This is a genomic window from Pseudomonas putida, assembly GCF_001941965.1.
Taxonomy (GTDB): domain Bacteria; phylum Pseudomonadota; class Gammaproteobacteria; order Pseudomonadales; family Pseudomonadaceae; genus Aquipseudomonas; species Aquipseudomonas putida_L.
This window is the reverse complement of the sequence record NZ_MKZO01000020.1, coordinates 60,349-77,078: the sequence shown is the minus strand read 5'-3', so window position 1 is coordinate 77,078 and position 16,730 is coordinate 60,349. Positions and strand designations below refer to the sequence as shown.

The following is a 16,730-nucleotide window of genomic DNA, read 5'->3' as shown; positions in this document are numbered from 1 at the left end:
GCAGGAGGCCGGCACCGTGAAAACGCCGGCCGCCCGTTCACAGGATTGCGCAGAACATCAATCCTGCATTCAACTAGGAAACGTCCAGGCAGCACCTGCCCAATCGAGGTTTTCAGGTATCAGGAACTGATTGCTTAACTCGGCCAGCCTTTTGTTGGCCACCTCATGGGCAGCTTGGAAAAGAGCCTTGGACGCAGGTACCGAAGCTATTTGAGAGCTGAAATGCGCGGGCGTCATCAGCCAGTTACTAGCCTCTGGAGCGTTCACCTTGACTCCCCCCTGCCCGGCCAGAATGGTTACAAACTCCTGACGCACACGATTCCCCTGCGGGCCTTGCCAGCGCAGCATCGCTCCCAACAATGCGCCATCTTCCTTACCTAGGCTCGGTGCGCAAACAGATCCTGCCAGGCCATCAAAGTCATACAAACATGCTTTGGCAAGCAGGTATTGCATCAATTGCGAGGTCAAATCCAACATCTGGATCTCTGGACGACGAGCAGCGAGTTCCCTGTCAACGGTGACATCCATACGCGACGAAGTTCTTCTGCTGCGTCCAAGCTCCTGCATGACCAGGTCAGGCAAGCGAATTCGCAAGAGGCGCGGTTCGTTGTTAGGAACAGAAATTTCAATACCGAGCTGGCCGAACATGCCTGTGACGAAGCTTTGGAGATGATCGATGGTGATTGCCACCTGATCACCCAATTCGTTGATGTCATTCGTCGCAGCGTGGGCGAAGATTTCTCTCTGCTTCTCCGCAGCTCGCTTGGCTTCCTCCAGTGCCGCGTCAATGCGCTCACTGGTGCGTTCGATGCCCAGCTTCGTTGCTTGCTGAAGGATATCGTCCACATCGATGAGATCCACCAATTCACCGAGGATTTCATCCTTCAGACCCTCGTTGAACTCATGATGCTGAACCTCGGCCAAATCATGAACAACGCTATCGATACGCTCATACATCAGGTCAACGATTTCCTGATCAAGGCTATCGGACTGCTGGATGTTGAACACCACGACCTTCATCTTCTGCCCGTAGCGATACAACCTACCAATCCGTTGGACTAGACGCATGGGGTTCCAGGGCAGGTCATAGTTCACCATCATGTGGCACTGTCTCTGCAGGTTGATACCCTCACCACCCGCCTCGGTGGAAATGAGGAACCGACCCTGCGTCTCGAATTGAGCGATCGCCTCTCGACGCTCAACGTGCTGCATGGAGCCATTGATGAGCGCTACTTTGTCATCACCAAACCGGGCCGCCAATGCATCCCTGAGATAGCGCTGTGTGGTTCGGTACTCTGTGAAAATCAGCACCTTCTCTTCAGGGTTTTTCTTATTGATTGGCCCGATGACCTTGTCGAGAAACTCCGTGAGCTTCAAATCATTCGTCATGAGTACCGCAGCGTCATCGATGAGCTGCTTGAGGAGCTGAATCTCCCCTGCGAAGAACTCTTCTGCCTCACCACTGACCTGCTCTTCCCACTCACCCACATAGCGCTGATCATCCGGTGTACTGGGTATCGTGTCGCCGCCAAAGTTGTCCAGCAATCGCTGAAGCCGATTCCGAAGAGCCTGGTGGATCGCGGCAGCACTGGACACGGCAAGTTTGCGATACACCGTCATCACAAAACCAATAGCGTTACCTGTCTGACCTAAAGCCTCGCCTGCGGCATACCCCTTGCGCAGGTAGTGCTGCAGGGTCTGGTCGAAGTCAATCGATTCCTGGCTGCTGGACACCTGCAGCGCAGAGGTAATTTTGCCTTCAAAAATGAAGCGTCCCTCTGCATCTGTAACGTCTGCCTTGTGATTGCGGTAAACCATGTCACGCAGAATCTCGGGCTTGAGGCTGAGCATTTGAAGTTCTTCCCGCCTTTCCGGGCGCAGCAACTCAAGCAATGCTACGAACTTGTCCTGCATACCCTGGTGAGGAGTAGCGCTGAGAAGCAGCATGTGCTCTGTGCGGCTCCGAAGGGCTTTTGCAAGATCGTAGCGCTCGGAGCTGTCGAACTTCAGGCCGTACTGCCGGCGACTGAGTCGGTGACCTTCATCGAAGATGACCAAATCCCAAGGCTCTGCCTGGAGCAGACTTTCGAGGTGATCAGGCTGTTTGAGGCGATCCAACGACCCGATCACGCAATCGTGCATCTTCCACTGGCGTGGCTCATTGACGAAGAAATCCTCATGATAAATCTCAAAGTCTTCGAGTTTGAATTTGTAGTACAGCTCGTCTTGCCATTGCTTGGTTAACCCCGCGGGCGTGATCAGCAGGATGCGCTTCACACGCTTTCGCTGGAGCAGTGCGTGAAGCAGCATGCCCGTTTCAATCGTTTTGCCCAGACCTACGTCATCCGCGATCAACCAGCTCAGGTTGTTGGATGCCAGGATGTGGTGCACCAGGTTGATTTGATGAGGCAGGGGGTCAATTTCCAGGTGAGACAAGGATCCCGTGTTCTCATTCCAAACCTTGATCGCATGAGCGAGCAATCGCAGTCGCACACGTTCAGCATCCGGCTCTGCGCCCATCTGAGCGGTCACAAACCGATGTTTGACGCCCTTAACCTGTCGTAGGTATTGGTACGGCAGCCAGTGTCGCTCTCCCTTCTCAGGAAAATCCACGAGCGCTTGCTCGCTGCCAGCTAGGTCTCTGAGCTGCATGATCGCTCCCAGGCCTAGCGAACGAACACCTGTCCCGGGCGTCGCGTCGAGAACGTCTTGGCCATTCACAAATCCCGACTGCAGGACATCAGAATCAACGATGCTCGCACTCCCCGCTCGAATCCAGTGAACCTGGGTCTTGCCAGTCTCAGGGATTGCCATCCTGACAACGCCAATCTCTTCTTGGCCACTGGGGCTAAAGCGCTTAACCCAACATCCCTGCACGTGAGTAAGTCTAAGCGGCGTCATGAGGTACTCCCTGTGAGTCCAATTTACGAGTGGTTTGGCATTGGCCAACTGAGGACAGGCCTGTATCGCCTTTTTGAATAGCAGCGTTGACCATTACTGTATTGGTCATCCGCGAGTCTCCTGCTCTGCAAGCTCCGAGGTAGGAGTGTCTGCCTGGACATCGGAGCGAGCATCACTGCCATCCAGTTCAGCTGGCAGATCGCTTTGTTTTTGAGGCGACGCGACGTCTTCACCTTCCTCCACTTTAAGGGGGAGATCGCTGAAGTAGCAGCTCGGTTCTTGCGGATCTTTGATCTGCGGTACGCCATATGCCTGAAGCTTCCGGAGACCTCCCATTCCCAGATCATTAGGAATACCGAGATCGCTGTACTCTTCTTCGGGGCGTTGATAGGGCGAGTCAAAATCCCCCAACTGACGTGCGGGAAGGACGCCATCGATATCACCAAACCGGTACCACAGGTACCTTGCGAAGGCTTTGAATACCCGTCTCAGCGTAACGTTTTCGTACCAGTACTCAAAAAGCTGCTCCAGGAGTACATCGATCTCTTCCACCTGTGGTATCGACTCAAATGAACGGACAATCATCAGCGCCGTACGCCAAGACAACGCGTGGTAGGACAGGCGTGTGCTGCCGGTACTATCGAATGCGATCCAGTACAGATCGTTGTCAGCCCATATGACCTTAATGTGCGCAGCGAGCACGAGCTCCTCAGGAGTCAGCCCTTCATCGATTGCTCGCTCCAATGCCACCCGGGTCGCGCCCCACCCACTCATGACGTAAATCTGTTGAATCAGGGGAAGCGTTCCGTGCGGCCAATCGTACTTGTACACGAGCTCTACGGCCTTTTGCTTCGCACGCTCCTCACGCGTTATCCGATCCTCTAATTCGCCCCCTGCCGACTCGACCTGGTACTTGTCGTTATCGAACACGGTGTCTGGGTCGAATTCATAGAAAGCGAACTCGTCCTCAGAATCCTGCCCGTAGTCACTGTTTCTTTGGGATTTGTCATCCCGTCCTTTCGTGGTGCCATACAGTTCTAGCTCGGCCAATTCCGCTGCGAGGTTTGGGTCAAAGTCGATATCTTCCGAGTACGGGTCGGCCCCCATTCCAACAGAGTCATCCCCCCCGTCAATCTGGTCTAGGCAGAACGCATCAAGGTCACGGGAATCAGACAATGCTCCAGTCACAGGCACGTCGGTGAAGAAACGGCTCAATGGTTCTGTTGAGGCATCTGCTTCAGCCTCGGGAGCTGGCTCAGTGGGAAGTTCCAAGGGTGCTTTTTCAGTACTATCGACTGATGAAGTCGACCATGGGGTAGGATCTGGCCTGTCGACACTGTGACCTTGTGTACAGCTATCGCTATCGCGCGTGTTAACCCTCGCTCGGTTCAAGCTCAGTCTATGTTTGGGTTCCTTCGCACCAGCCCCTTGATATGGCTGCTCCCCGCTGCAGACGCCCCCCACATCGCGACCACTCGGTCTAATGGCAGGATCGACCCGGATGCTGGCGTTGTCAGTTTGTGTACTGCCATCGCTATCAGGCGTCTTAACCCTCGTTGGGTTCAAGCTGAGTCGGCGCTTGGGTTCCTCTGTGCCCGTCGTTCGGTGCGGCTGTACCGCGTTGCCGGCGTAACCCACATCACTACCATTCCGTCTAATGGTCGGATCCACCCGGACACTCGCGTTGCCAGTTTGAAAATGCCGTAGCTCAACGGTCTCTTCTTCCAGAGGGGCAAATTGACGCGCATTCTCCTGGATGAAATCCAAATCGGCTGCGCTTGGATGGTGATGGTCTGGACTCATGGTGCGATCAAGGACGAACGCGCCTTGCTGACGCCGAATAGCGTCAGCTGATTGCATAGCTCTAGCCCCTTCTAAGGGGCGGTGCTGGAGTGTGTAGACCCGCCCCAACAGTGTCAGATAGTCAGGGTCTTGGCCGTCCTCCAGCGCATCCAAGAGCAAACGCTCAGCAGCTTTAAGGTCAGAGGTTGCTACTAGGCCGGTGAGCTCTCTCAAAAGCGAGCCCTTGTTCCTGACCCGTGCCGCTGATCCCCCGCTGCTAAGTCGCCCCATACGCAGCGTACGAAGCCGCTCCTGAAGTTGGTGGAGTACGTCCTGTCGTGTAGCGATTCTGCTGATCACAGATTTCAAAGCCGCATGCTCGGACAACTGCAGGTGCGAACTAAGAGCCTCCAGCTCACTATCTCTGGCTAGCCCCTCGAACAGAAACTGGATTGCGGCCTCCGCAGTCCCTTGCTCCGAAGCCATGTAATCCCGCAGGTCGTCCAACAGTTGATCGCAATCCATTGCTCTACTCTCACTCTGCCGCAACACAAAACTGTGAGCTATTACGCACTTTAGCTGCCCTTCGAGGATCCAGCAGAGCTGTCTGGGTGCCCACAGGGCGATCAGGCTGCGGATTCAGCATGCCGCCCTGGTTGACCGGGCGCCGGGGTCTTGTGCCAGGAACGAGATGACAACCTAAAACTAGGTCTCAGTTTCGTTTGCTCCAAACCACAATCCGCTTGGCTTCAGGTTTAACGGCCCCCACAAAACCTCTTGCAGCCAGGGCATCGATCAGTCGGCGATCTACATCATGAGCCGGGAAGTTCACGCGCCGCTTTTTGAGTAACGCCAGATAATCCTCGCCAGCAAGCGGCAACACGACAACCGTCTCCAGCCAACTGCAGCCCATCGAGAGTGCATGGATCAGCATGTTGATCCTTTGTTCTCTAGAGAGCGTCCCGGCCGGGAGCAGCTTCAGCATTGTCGGGAGGTAAGCCATCGGGAATCGCAATCCATCACGTGTCGCGCGAACACACGCTCTAGCCAATGCTTCAACGGCACCTTCGCACGTGTCGTAGGCATCCTCGGGAATGCCCGACCATATCTCGATCTCTTCAGCTGGCGAGCACACTTCTGCGTTGCTCAGCTCAAGGGCCAACGACACCGGTAATGCCGACATATCCATCTGTTCTCGGGCAAGGCTCCACCGGCGGATGAGGTAGGCGCCTAGATACGTAAACGCATGTTCGGCAATGAACGCCCTGATATCTGCCCGATACTCGACCATGTCACTATTGACGAACATGATCCACCGGTTGCGAGGCGTCGCGGTGTCCATGACAACGCCTGGGCTCAACACGACCTTCGAGAAAAGCGTGCGAAGGGTTGCATTGTCGACTTGCGGCGCGCGAATGAGGAAAGTCTGCAAACCCTCGTTGCGACTCGCGTCCTGCCATAATTCTTCAGCCAGGTCTTGAGCGTTGTACTTGAGGAAATCAACGAATGTAGCCAGTGCCGACTCACCCAAATCGACGAAGTCTTCGGATTCTTTATCAGCTACAAGCGCACGATTGAAGTACGTCCAAGCCGCATCACCAACAGGGTGAACACGTCCCGCCATCAGGATCTTCGACCATAACGAGGTCGGTACCGCGTCAAGGTCAGTCACGCTGCAAGATGTCTGTTCGAGCAATACCTCAAGTGTGTAGGGTTCGCTCTGGCAAAGTCCGAACAAGGCCACGAGCGATTCCGGTGTCTCTTCGAGCGCCCTCTCTTGGCTTACGAGCTGCGCCACGAAACCGTCCGGATCCTCCTCGATCATGCTGTCCAGGCCAGTAATTTCCAGTTTGCTGAGCCGTTGGTACGTTACCCTATCGCTCTGATTACCCGGATCCAGTGTCTGGCAGAGCAAATGCAGCATTTTGAGGTTCAGTGCCAAACACCCCCACTCCACCAGTTGCCGTAGATCTGCAGCTGCGGCACTTGAATCAAGGTTGGAGAATTTCGCCGGCAGCTCCCTGACCCATTTCCATCCGCTCTGGTTGCTCGCAAGTTTCGCGGCGACAACCGATGCCTCACGAAGCTCACTGATGGCCTTCCTCAGCACGCGAGGCTTATCGTCGAGTGTTTGCATCTCCTTGGGTGTCAGAACGTCCAGAAGAGCAACGAGGTACTGCTGGCGCAAGACGGGGGTTTTAAACCGATCATGGTTCAGCAGCAAAAGGATGAGGTCGCGATCTGCGCCATACATGGCTCTCATAAGTGCCGTGGCTTGCCACCGAGGAATAATCGACGCAACGGCCTCGGCGAATCGCTCCGTGTAGTCACGACCACTTCGAAGGATTAAGCGGAGCTTGTCCTTCCTGGCAGCCGCGTCATCCTTGTGCGTGTGCAGTAGCTCATGGATGAGATCGACCATGATACCGCGCCCGCTAGCTACCGACTCCAGATCCAGCTTCCTGACCACGAGCTCCGGATTGTGTATTGGGGTGGTTACGTCGTACTCCTCACCCCGAACCATTCCCATTATGAGGTTCTTGTCCGACTGAGTAAGTGAGCCTTCGTAGAAATAGCCGAGGTAATCGACATAGTCAGTGTCGAAGAAGCCGCGGTGAACCAGGAAGACGATGAGCTCCAACCCCTTCAGACGCTTCGCCACTTCACTGCCGTACCCCATGGATACGATCTGTCGGAAACCCGCTGTTTTGAGACGCTGCACCTTGCTACGGTTCGTTTCAAGTTGCTCATCCAGCTCATCAAGCGAGGTCTGGAAGCGTTTCAGGCGCTCATCGTATCGAGCCTGCTGTAACGCCTTTCTAGTATGGAACCCCTGCCCGCCTTCGCTCCAGGGAGATGGTGTCATCATTACCGCCGTCCTAGACGCCTCAACCTGGGAAAAAGCGGAGTCAGAAACAAAGTCGACTAGCGAAAAAGTGGCACCTGTATCGAGTCGAACCTGGCTTGCAGAGGGTTTATTCCCAAGTTTGATAAGCTCGTACCAGACACAGGTACGCAGTTGTTGCAGGTTGTCAGCCACCTCGTCCTCGCGCCTCGCGCGCTGATCTTTGAGGGTTTTAGCTGCCGTTTCGAGCAGCTTGACTTCGTCTGTTACCCACGCCGCATAGCCCTCGATGACCCCATAGATCGCGCCCCTTCGCTTGACCAAGTCAGCATAGGCATTAGGGTGTAGGTTTCGAATAGCAACCATGGCAAAAAGCTTGTTGGGATCTAGCTCCAGTCCGTCCTTGGCCAGTACATTTGCGTAGACGTCATACTCGTTAACGATGTTCTTGATCAGCCGCATTTCGTCGATGTAGTAGCAAACCGTCTCAATGAGCTTGAGGTTCAAGCCATCATCCAGTGGTTTGCCGGCTACCTGGCGCGCCTTCATGAGCTCGACCAGCTTTTCCCTGGAGTTCTCGGAGTTAATCACAGGGATGATGGGGATGATGAGGTCGAAGAACTTCGTCTTGTCCGTGACCGTGAACAGCTCGTCACGGATGGCGTAGACGAAATGGACAGAACGCCTGACCTGAGGTGATCGCTGGATGATGAAGTTGATCTCTCGCAGCCTGAAGAAGATGTCCTGGATGTCAAAGCGATCCAGGTCTTCAATGACCACTACATTGATATCACTGCGCTCGAAGCAATAGATGATCTCGTCGACGTTCTTATGAAGCACCGAACCATGGTGAGTCGCCTCAAGCTTGCCTCCCTTGAGAGTCAGACCATCGATAGTGAACAGGGACATGAACCTCAACCCCGAGTACAAGAGATAGACAGCACCAATGACCACGCCAGCCAGTGCTGCAGACTCGGGAAGAACCATCAAGCCCTTGATCAACCATTCCAGTGACACGGTTTTTATCATCGCGAGCTTGGGCACATAGAGCCTCAAGGCGCAGACGGCAAGTAGAGTAAGCCCGAGGGTGCGCATGCTGATGCTGAAGGTTGAGGCCTGGGCAATCCGCTTCAGGCGAGTCTTGGGTACTTTCGCTGCAGGCACCGCGTAGAGCAGTTGCTGGACGATGGTCTCTTCAATGCGATTGACGAGGTCGACATCGCCTGGTGTGTGCTCGCCCCCATTAGCAGCCGGGCCCTCAGGTTCCGAGTCAGGCTCGGAAGGTTGACCACTCGGCTGAGGTGTCAAACCCGAGGTGGGTTTACTGAAGGTCGCTAGAGACACATAGGTGTGGTTGAACTGTGGATGATTGCTGAAGAACGTCTTCAGCACGCTGCTCTTACCGGCGCCATAGCTACCTGTGAGCGCGATGTTCAGAACATCGGGGTTTTCCAGGGCACGTAGCAGCTCGCGTTCATAACGAGCCGATCGGCCATCTGTGACAATGATGGGGGTCAAGGGCTCAAAGAAAGGATCAACGTCGTCCCCCTGGCGCCGGGTAGACAGCACTTCCCACGCAGCTTTCCCTCCAACCACAACCGCTTCCCACACCAGCCCTAAGCGATTTTTGATAGCTCCCAGCATCTACCCGATCCCATGCAATGGCCTTCCGTGTCCCGCTGAGCAGGCGAATGACCGCTAATAATCCAATCGATGCAACAGTGACGCTGCGCCAAAATCCAATAGCGGCTATATGCCATATTCGGTGGGTAAATACCACGAAAGCATCGATGGCGGAGATAGGTACGAAGCACCGACACCCAAAGCTCACAGCTCCAGATCTCCACCAAGCACTTAAGGATTTGAAGGGCAGATCTGTGAGTGCGTGCTTCTGCGAGCACATCAGACCTTTTGGGCATCGTAGGGCTGCAGTAAAAACCTTACCCTCCTTGGCAGCGTTCTAGGTTCTGTCTGAAAACAGATGTCGCAGACACCGCATGACACAAGCCAGCGAGACCATCGCGCCATAACCTTTTGCGAGCTTGTCGAAGCGTGTCACGACTCGGCGGTTCTCTTTCAGCCAGCCGAACATGCGCTCGATCACATTCCGTTGACGGTATTTGGGGCGATCAAACAGGCGGGGCAATCCAGGCTTGGGTTTGCGCTTCATCGCACGCAGAGGAATGACCGGCTGCATTCGATACCGGTCACAGTAGCGGCGTAGTGCATCAGCATCGTAGCCCTTGTCGGCCAGAAGCCAGCGGCAGCGCTTACGAGGCCGGCCGCGTTTGCTCGTCGGGATACAGACATCTTCCAGCAATGGCTCTGCGTAGCTGATATCGCTGGCTTGACCGCCAGAAAGCAGGAAGCGCAAAGGCACGCCGTTGGCGTCGCAAAGCATATGAATCTTGGTGGTAAGACCACCCCGACTTCGGCCTAAAGCGTGATCTGCGGGTTCATCAAGCCCCCTTTTTTACCTGCACCTGATGAGGCGCGAGTGGCACGAACAGCAGTTGAATCGATCATCCAGGTCTGTAGGTCGATGAGCCCTTGATCATTGAGCTTCAGATGCAATCGCTTGAGCATCTGCTCGAAGGTTCCCCGGTTTCGCCAAAGTCGGAAGCGGTGATAAACCGTTCGCCAAGGCCCAAAGCACTCGGGCATGTCGCGCCAGGCAGCACCGGAGCGTAGCAGCCACAGCACGCCATCGAGCATCAGGCGATCACTTGATCGCGGCCTGCCTCTGGTGTGGGTTGAGGTGAACAGATCTGCGACCAGATTCCATGCTTCATCCGAAGGTTCGTAGCGCTTAGCCATCACTGGATTCCTTTCCATAGATGGCTGAAAACCTTACAAAAATCTCAGCGTTCGCGGCACTGAAGTTCGGTTTCTCTCAATTTCAGACAGAACCTAGTAAGCAAAAGGATGGAGAACATTTCATATCGCTGGATCAAGCCATCAGAACGATACGCGACGGGCGCGAACATGCACGCCAACTGCAAGGAGACTTCCAGAGAGGATTGGCATTATTCTTCGTCGAGTGATGAGCGCATCATCCGGACGGCCTGCCATCGACCGACTCTCCCGTCGGAAAACCTGATCCAGATAAATGCGCCGCCCGGCGTCGTTCCAGACAGCGCTCGCTCTTGAACTTACAACATCGGAATCGAGTAGCTGAGAGTCACACGATTTTCATCCTGCGAGCGGGTGTTCGGCAGGTCGGTACGCCAGGTGGCGTTTTTCCAGGACAGGCCCAGGTTCTTCAGCGCGCCAGACGAGACCACGTAAGCCACGAAGCGGTGATAAACCGTTCGCCAAGGCCCAAAGCACTCGGGCATGTCGCGCCAGGGAGCACCGGAGCGCAGCAACCACAGCACACCATCGAGCATCAGGCGATCACTTGACCGCGGCCTGCCTCTGGTGTGGTTAAGGTGAACAGATCTGCGACCAGATTCCATGCTTCATCCGAAAGTTCGTAGCGCTTATCCATCACAGGATTCCTTTCCATAGATGGCTGAAAACCTTACATAAATCTCAGCGTTCGCGGCACTGAAGTTCGGTTTCTCTCCGTTTCAGAGAGAACCTAGAACGGATGCGGCCCATCATCCCTGGGCGGCCTTCCAATCAAACCAGCGCAGATGCCGCTTGCTTGGCGCGACGCACGAACGGTTGTGCCACGCAAAGGAACAGAACCATACCGAGGACGTCCGCAACGAAATTGCTATACGCAGACGTGAACGGAATACCGTTCGTTGCAGGGTCAACAATCATTTCGTTGCCAATCGAAAGGCAAAGTGTCAGCGCAACCCCCATCAAAGGAGTCCAAGGCAGCCCCTCAATGAAGTCACGCTTCACACCACGACTGATGGCAAGCAGGGATTGCAGAGGCCAGTTGATCAACGGAACTTCAGCAATACGGGTGATCACCTCACGCAGCGGAAGCACTTCAACCTTCCCCGCCGGTATCCCCAGGTAGCTCAGGAAGAACGGGGAGGTGAAACCGAACACCAAGTGGCAGACGTTGTAATCCCACGCGATGACGTCAAACACTCGAGTTTGCACGAGCAGAAGTGCCAACGTGATCATGACACCGATCACGACTGGCACCACCGAAAACCATTTCTTCAGTTGCATAAAAGCTCCTAGGTCGGGACGAAGTTATCCCGAGCCCGACCTTACCCCCAACCGTAGATACTGCAACCCAAAATGGTACCTCGGAATTCACAGCACATTTTTCTGATCATTTTTACTCATTTCGACTTTCTGACAGGTAGTACAGGGTTGGCACTCAAACAATCAGTCACCAGCGCTCTCATCCCTGATTACCCGGTTTGAAAACCATGTCAGGATCGACCACCAGCAGTTCAAGCACGACCATTAAACTCACCTTACACGGAGTTCTCATGACTATCACACTGCACAACATCACCGACTTCGATGCCGAATACTTCGTGCGCAAGGGCCAGCTAATCATTGCACATCTGCCCGCCACCACCCCGAACGCAAGCCTGAGCGTCCCGACTGACAATCTGTACGAAGTCATCGCAACAACGCTGATCGAGGGCAATACCTACACCTCGGCTCCGTTTTTAGTTTCCGACAGCCAAGATTTCCTGGCTCAGGTACGGCAGGAGCGTGTGCAAGGTACTTACGTGTTCGATGTTGTGCCGCACTCCTCTAGCGTGCCGGACCGCTTGGTATTCCAGAAAACATGCCTGAGCCCGGTCACCTTTGTCCTCCGCAAGGATGGCAAACCACTTCAGAGCGTAGTGGTTCACAGCTCCACGGAAAGCCAGTTGCAGGATATCAGCAACACCGTCCATATTTACGCAGTGATCAACGGCGTCACCACGGCTACCCTGACCACCAACAACCCGAACGCGACAATCACCGCCACGAATGACCGCTCGAACCTGCAAGCCGGTTACTACGCCTTGATCGAGTCCTGATACACCGGTGAGCAGGCCGAGTCTGCCTCAACCTGCCCACAGGGCACCGCCAAGCCATCATCAACGCGCCAACGGATACAACCCCTCATCAAACTGCTCCAACCGCGGAAAACTCATCGGCAAATCATCCGACAACCGTTCCAGCCGCTGCTGATAACTGCGTAAAAACGCCTTGCGCGCCTCGTCACTGATATACGGCACATGCCACGCCACAAACGGCTCCAGCACCTCGAGCCCGACATACGCCAGCGTCCCGCGCAGAATCGGCCGCAGCATGTCTTCCAGCGGCCCATGGATCGCGCCCTCGCCGAACATGTGCTCACGCCCGCCGATCGTCACCGTCACTAGAGCCCGCTTGCCGGCCAGGCCACCCTGGTCATAGAAACGCTTGCCGCCATAACACACCCCCGACACCAGCACCCGGTCGATCCAGCCCTTGAGCATCGCCGGCGCGGAGAACCAGAAGATCGGGAAATTCAGCACCAGCAAGTCGGCCCATAGCAGCTTGTCCAGCTCCTGCTGGATGTCGGCGGCGATGGAACCGTCCTTCACCCCCAGCCGCTGCTCCAGCGCATATACCAGGTATTCGGGGTTTTCCCGATGGCTGAAGTCGTCGGCACTGGCCACAGGATTCCATCCCATCGCATACAGGTCGCTCACCTGCACGTCATGCCCCTGAGCACGGAAGGTCTCCGCCGCCTGGTCACGCAGCGCGGCAGTAAAGGATCGAGGCTCGGGATGAGCGTGAACGATCAGCACTTTCATGGGCAATCCTCAAACCGTCGCCAAAGGGGAAGTGGAATCACGCGTCGCCAACAGCCGGTCGAGCCAGTCCGGGTCCATCTCTGGTTCGCAGGAGAACAGCAAACCGGTGTAGTCACGGAACGGCGGGCGGAAGATCGCTTCGCGGCTGCCGTGGTCGACCACCCTGCCCCGCTGCATCACCAGCACCTCGTCGGCGATGGCGCGCACCGTGGCCACATCGTGGGTAATGAAGAGATAAGCCACGCCCAGCTCGCGCTGGATGCGGTCGAGCAGTTTCAGTACGCCCTCGGCCACCAGCTGGTCCAGCGCCGACGTGACTTCGTCGCAGAGGATCAGTTGCGGCTCCGCCGCCAGGGCGCGGGCAATGCAGATTCGCTGCTTCTGCCCGCCCGACAGTTCCCGCGGCAGACGGTCCATGTACTTGGCCGGCTCCAGGTCGATCATCCGCAGCAGCTCGGCCACCCGCTCGCGCAGCGCCTTGCCCTTGAGCCCGAGGTAGAAACTCAGCGGCCGGCCAATGATGTCGACGATGCGCTGGCGGGGATTGAGCGCGGTGTCGGGGATCTGGTAAATCATCTGGATGCGCCGCAACTGCTCCTTGCTGCGCTGGCGATAGTCCGCCGGCAGCGGCTCGCCGTCATACAGCACCTGCCCGGCAGTCGGCTGCAGCAACCCGCTGATCAGCCGCGCCGTGGTGCTCTTGCCGCTGCCCGACTCGCCGATCACCGCCAGGGTCTGGCCGCGATATAGCTTGAGCGACACATCGTGCAGCACCGGCTGATGGCCGTAGCCGGCGTCGGTATTGCGTACTTCCAGCAGCGGCTTCTCATTGCCCGGGCACGCCTTGGCCGAGGTATGGAAATTACGCACCGCCCACAGCGACTGGGTGTATTCCTCCTGCGGCGCACTGAGCATGGTGCGGGTCTGCGCTTCCTCCACCAGGCTGCCGTGGCGCAGGACCATGATGCGGTCGGCCATCTGCGCCACCACGGCCAGGTCATGGCTGATGTACAGCGCTGCACTGCCAAAGGTTTTCACCGCATCGCGGATCGCTGCCAACACCTCGATCTGGGTAGTGACGTCCAGCGCGGTGGTCGGTTCGTCGAAGATGATCAGGTCGGGATGGCAGGCCATCGCCATGGCCGTCATCACCCGCTGCAACTGGCCACCCGACAACTGATGCGGGTAACGCTGACCTATGTTTTCAGGGTCTGGCAGACGCAGGATGCGGTACAGCTCCACCGCCTCGGCCTTGGCCTTGGCGCGGTCGATACCGCCATTGGTCACCGCCGTTTCCACGTGCTGGTCGATCAGCCGGTGCGCCGGGTTGAACGACGCTGCGGCGCTTTGCGCGACATAGGCGATGCGCAGGCCGCGCAGCGTGCGCAGGGTCTCGGCGCTGGCCTCCAGCAACTGGATGCCATCGAAACACACGCTACCGCCAGTGATCCGGCAGCCATCGCGCACATAGCCCATCGATGCCAGGCCCAGGGTGGATTTGCCCGCCCCGGACTCACCGATCAAGCCCAGCACTTCGCCGCGCTTCAGGGTCAGGTCGATCCCCTTGATCAGCGGGTGCCAGGCGTCTTCATAGTGGCCTTCGATCTTCAGGCCACGGATTTCCAGCAAGGTATCATTGCTCATGCTCAGCACTCCTTCAGGCCGCTGGACAGGTGCAGCACCCAGTCGACGACGAAGTTCACGCTCACCGTGATCAACGCCACCGCGAGGGCCGGAAGCAGCGGGCTGACGTCACCGAAGGTGATCAGCACCGCGTTGTCGCGCACCATGCTGCCCCAGTCGGCGGTTGGCGGCTGGATGCCCAGGCCCAGGAACGACAGGGCGCTGATGAACAGGAAGACGAAGCAGAAGCGCAGGCCGAACTCGGCGATCAGCGGCGCCGCGGCATTGGGCAGCACTTCCCGGCTGACCAGCCACCATAGCCCTTCCCCGCGCAGCCGCGCGGCCTCGACGAAGTCCTGCACCACTACGCTCATCGCCACCGCCCGCGCCAGGCGGAACACCCGAGTGGCATCGAGCAGCGCGATCACCAGCACCAGCGAGGTGGCCGTGGTGCCGACCACGCTAAGGAGCAGCAAGGCGAAGATCAGTTGCGGGATGGCCATCAGGATGTCCACCACCCGCGATAGCCCCTGGTCAATCCAGCCGCCCTTGATCGCCGCCACCAGTCCGCACAGGCCGCCCAGCAGGAACGCCAGGGTGGTGGTCAGGAAGGCGATACCCAGGGTATTGCGGGCGCCATAGAGCAGGCGGCTGAACATGTCGCGGCCGAGATTATCGGTGCCCAGCAGGAACTCCGGGCTCCACGGCGCGAACCCGTCGCCCACCACCTGGGTTTCGCCGTAGGGCGCCAGCAGCGGTGCGAACAGCGCTACCACGACGTAGGCAACAATCACCAGCAGGCCGAACTTGGCGCTCAGCGGTGCGCGCAGCAAAGGTGTGATCAGGTTCATGGTCTACCCCTTCGGATGCATCAGGCGTGGGTTGCTGGCAATCGACAGCACGTCGGCGCCGGTATTGAGCAGGATGTAGGTGCCGGCGAAGATCAGGCTGCAGGCCTGCACCACCGGGATGTCGCGCTTGGCCACCGAGTCCACCAGCAACTGGCCCAGGCCGGGGTAGACGAACACCACCTCCACCACCACCACGCCCACCACCAGGTACGCCAGGTTCAGCGCCACCACGTTGACGATCGGCGCCAGGGCGTTGGGCAGTGCATGCTTGAAGATGATGCGCGACGGCGCTACGCCCTTGAGCCGGGCCATCTCGATGTAAGGGCTGGCTAGGAGGTTGATCAGCGAGGCGCGGGTCATGCGCATCATCTGTGCGATGACCACCAGGCTCAGGGTCGCGACCGGCAGCACCGAGGCTTCCAGCACCTCGCCCAGCGAGGCGTCGGGCGACAGGCTGGAGATGCCCGGCAACCATTCCAGCTTCACCGCGAACACCAGGATCAGGATGTAGGCGACGAAGAACTCGGGGAACGACACGGCGCTGAGGGCGCTGGTATTGAGCAGCCGGTCGAACCAGCTGTTGCGGTACAACGCCGCGAGCATGCCCAGCAACAGCGCGGTCGGCACCGATACCAGCGCCGCCAGCAAGGCCAGGCTGAAGGTGTTGCCCAACCGCGCACCGACCAGTTCGGCAATCGGCCGCTGGTTCGCCAGGGAAACGCCCAGGTCACCGTGTAGCAGGCGCCAGGCCCACTGTATGAAACGTTGCAGCGCCGGCAGGTCCAGCCCCAGTTGGGCGCGGAACGCTGCCACGGTTTCCGCAGTCGCCGACTGGCCGAGCATGGCCTGGGCGATGTCGCCCGGGAGCATGCCGACTGCCAGGAAGATCACCACCGAGACCGCAAACAGCGACAACAGGCCCAGGGCCAGTCGCTGCACAAGCAGTTTGCCAAGATTGTTCACCGTACAACTCCTCGACTGGATGCAGGGTCAGCCCTTGAATGCGCTCGCGGA

General features: G+C 57.4%; 10 protein-coding genes and 3 pseudogenes. 2 read left to right on the top strand and 11 right to left on the bottom strand.

What is annotated here, in order from left to right; genetic code table 11:
- Positions 1-69: 69 nt before the first annotated feature.
- The 4 genes from PSEMO_RS12415 to PSEMO_RS32240 all read right to left on the bottom strand — a co-directional run bounded on the left by PSEMO_RS12415 (position 70) and on the right by PSEMO_RS32240 (position 10,345).
- The gene (locus PSEMO_RS12415; RefSeq protein WP_256721109.1) at positions 70-2,901 is read right to left on the bottom strand and encodes a DEAD/DEAH box helicase; all 2,832 of its coding nucleotides are present in this window, start codon (positions 2,899-2,901) and stop codon (positions 70-72) included.
- 105 nt (positions 2,902-3,006) lie between these two features.
- Positions 3,007-5,208, bottom strand: coding sequence for a hypothetical protein (locus tag PSEMO_RS12410; protein ID WP_075803361.1), 2,202 nt, complete (start codon positions 5,206-5,208; stop codon positions 3,007-3,009).
- A 187-nt stretch (positions 5,209-5,395) separates the two neighbouring features.
- A complete protein-coding gene (locus PSEMO_RS12405) occupies positions 5,396-9,172 on the bottom strand; it encodes a YobI family P-loop NTPase (protein ID WP_075803360.1) in 3,777 nt (1,258 codons plus the stop codon).
- A 316-nt stretch (positions 9,173-9,488) separates the two neighbouring features.
- Positions 9,489-10,345 (bottom strand): IS5 family transposase gene (locus PSEMO_RS32240; RefSeq protein WP_086937222.1). Its coding sequence is split into 2 segments (ribosomal slippage): positions 9,489-9,991 and positions 9,991-10,345, totalling 858 coding nucleotides; the frame shifts between segments, so codons are not numbered across the junction.
- Between the two features lie 107 nt (positions 10,346-10,452).
- On the opposite strand from PSEMO_RS32240, the pseudogene PSEMO_RS34275 reads away from it, so the two are divergent.
- Positions 10,453-10,572, top strand: a pseudogene (locus tag PSEMO_RS34275) (hypothetical protein); the annotation flags it as partial.
- Positions 10,573-10,680: 108 nt separating this feature from the next.
- Here the strand turns inward: PSEMO_RS34275 and PSEMO_RS34270 are convergent.
- From PSEMO_RS34270 to PSEMO_RS12380, 3 genes and pseudogenes are all read right to left on the bottom strand, one after another.
- Positions 10,681-10,821: pseudogene (locus tag PSEMO_RS34270) on the bottom strand (OprD family outer membrane porin); the annotation flags it as partial.
- Positions 10,822-11,018, bottom strand: a pseudogene (locus tag PSEMO_RS34265) (transposase); the annotation flags it as partial.
- 134 nt (positions 11,019-11,152) lie between these two features.
- Positions 11,153-11,662, bottom strand: coding sequence for a hypothetical protein (locus PSEMO_RS12380; protein WP_075803356.1), 510 nt, complete (start codon positions 11,660-11,662; stop codon positions 11,153-11,155).
- 269 nt (positions 11,663-11,931) lie between these two features.
- On the opposite strand from PSEMO_RS12380, the gene PSEMO_RS12375 reads away from it, so the two are divergent.
- Positions 11,932-12,477, top strand: coding sequence for a hypothetical protein (locus PSEMO_RS12375; RefSeq protein WP_075803355.1), 546 nt, complete (start codon positions 11,932-11,934; stop codon positions 12,475-12,477).
- Between the two features lie 60 nt (positions 12,478-12,537).
- Here the strand turns inward: PSEMO_RS12375 and PSEMO_RS12370 are convergent, their stop codons facing one another.
- Genes PSEMO_RS12370 through PSEMO_RS12355 form a run of 4 tightly spaced genes read right to left on the bottom strand, consistent with a single transcriptional unit; the run spans position 12,538 to position 16,679 of the window.
- Positions 12,538-13,242, bottom strand: coding sequence for an NAD(P)H-dependent oxidoreductase (locus PSEMO_RS12370; RefSeq protein ID WP_075803354.1), 705 nt, complete (start codon positions 13,240-13,242; stop codon positions 12,538-12,540).
- A gap of 9 nt (positions 13,243-13,251) precedes the next feature.
- Complete coding sequence (locus PSEMO_RS12365) at positions 13,252-14,886, bottom strand: ABC transporter ATP-binding protein (protein WP_075803353.1); 1,635 nt, start codon at positions 14,884-14,886, stop codon at positions 13,252-13,254.
- A 2-nt stretch (positions 14,887-14,888) separates the two neighbouring features.
- Positions 14,889-15,716, bottom strand: coding sequence for an ABC transporter permease (locus PSEMO_RS12360; RefSeq protein ID WP_075803352.1), 828 nt, complete (start codon positions 15,714-15,716; stop codon positions 14,889-14,891).
- A 3-nt stretch (positions 15,717-15,719) separates the two neighbouring features.
- Positions 15,720-16,679, bottom strand: coding sequence for an ABC transporter permease (locus tag PSEMO_RS12355; protein WP_075803351.1), 960 nt, complete (start codon positions 16,677-16,679; stop codon positions 15,720-15,722).
- Between the last annotated feature and the right edge of the window lie 51 nt (positions 16,680-16,730).

Excerpts from the sequence above, each read along its gene's own strand:
- PSEMO_RS12380 (WP_075803356.1), bottom strand. The coding sequence starts at position 11,662 with ATGCAACTGAAGAAATGGTTTTCGGTGGTGCCAGTCGTGATCGGTGTC.
- PSEMO_RS12365 (WP_075803353.1), bottom strand. The coding sequence starts at position 14,886 with ATGAGCAATGATACCTTGCTGGAAATCCGTGGCCTGAAGATCGAAGGC.
- PSEMO_RS12405 (WP_075803360.1), bottom strand. The coding sequence starts at position 9,172 with ATGCTGGGAGCTATCAAAAATCGCTTAGGGCTGGTGTGGGAAGCGGTT.
- PSEMO_RS12375 (WP_075803355.1), top strand. The coding sequence starts at position 11,932 with ATGACTATCACACTGCACAACATCACCGACTTCGATGCCGAATACTTC.
- PSEMO_RS12415 (WP_256721109.1), bottom strand. The coding sequence starts at position 2,901 with ATGACGCCGCTTAGACTTACTCACGTGCAGGGATGTTGGGTTAAGCGC.
- PSEMO_RS12370 (WP_075803354.1), bottom strand. The coding sequence starts at position 13,242 with ATGAAAGTGCTGATCGTTCACGCTCATCCCGAGCCTCGATCCTTTACT.
- PSEMO_RS12360 (WP_075803352.1), bottom strand. The coding sequence starts at position 15,716 with ATGAACCTGATCACACCTTTGCTGCGCGCACCGCTGAGCGCCAAGTTC.
- PSEMO_RS12410 (WP_075803361.1), bottom strand. The coding sequence starts at position 5,208 with ATGGATTGCGATCAACTGTTGGACGACCTGCGGGATTACATGGCTTCG.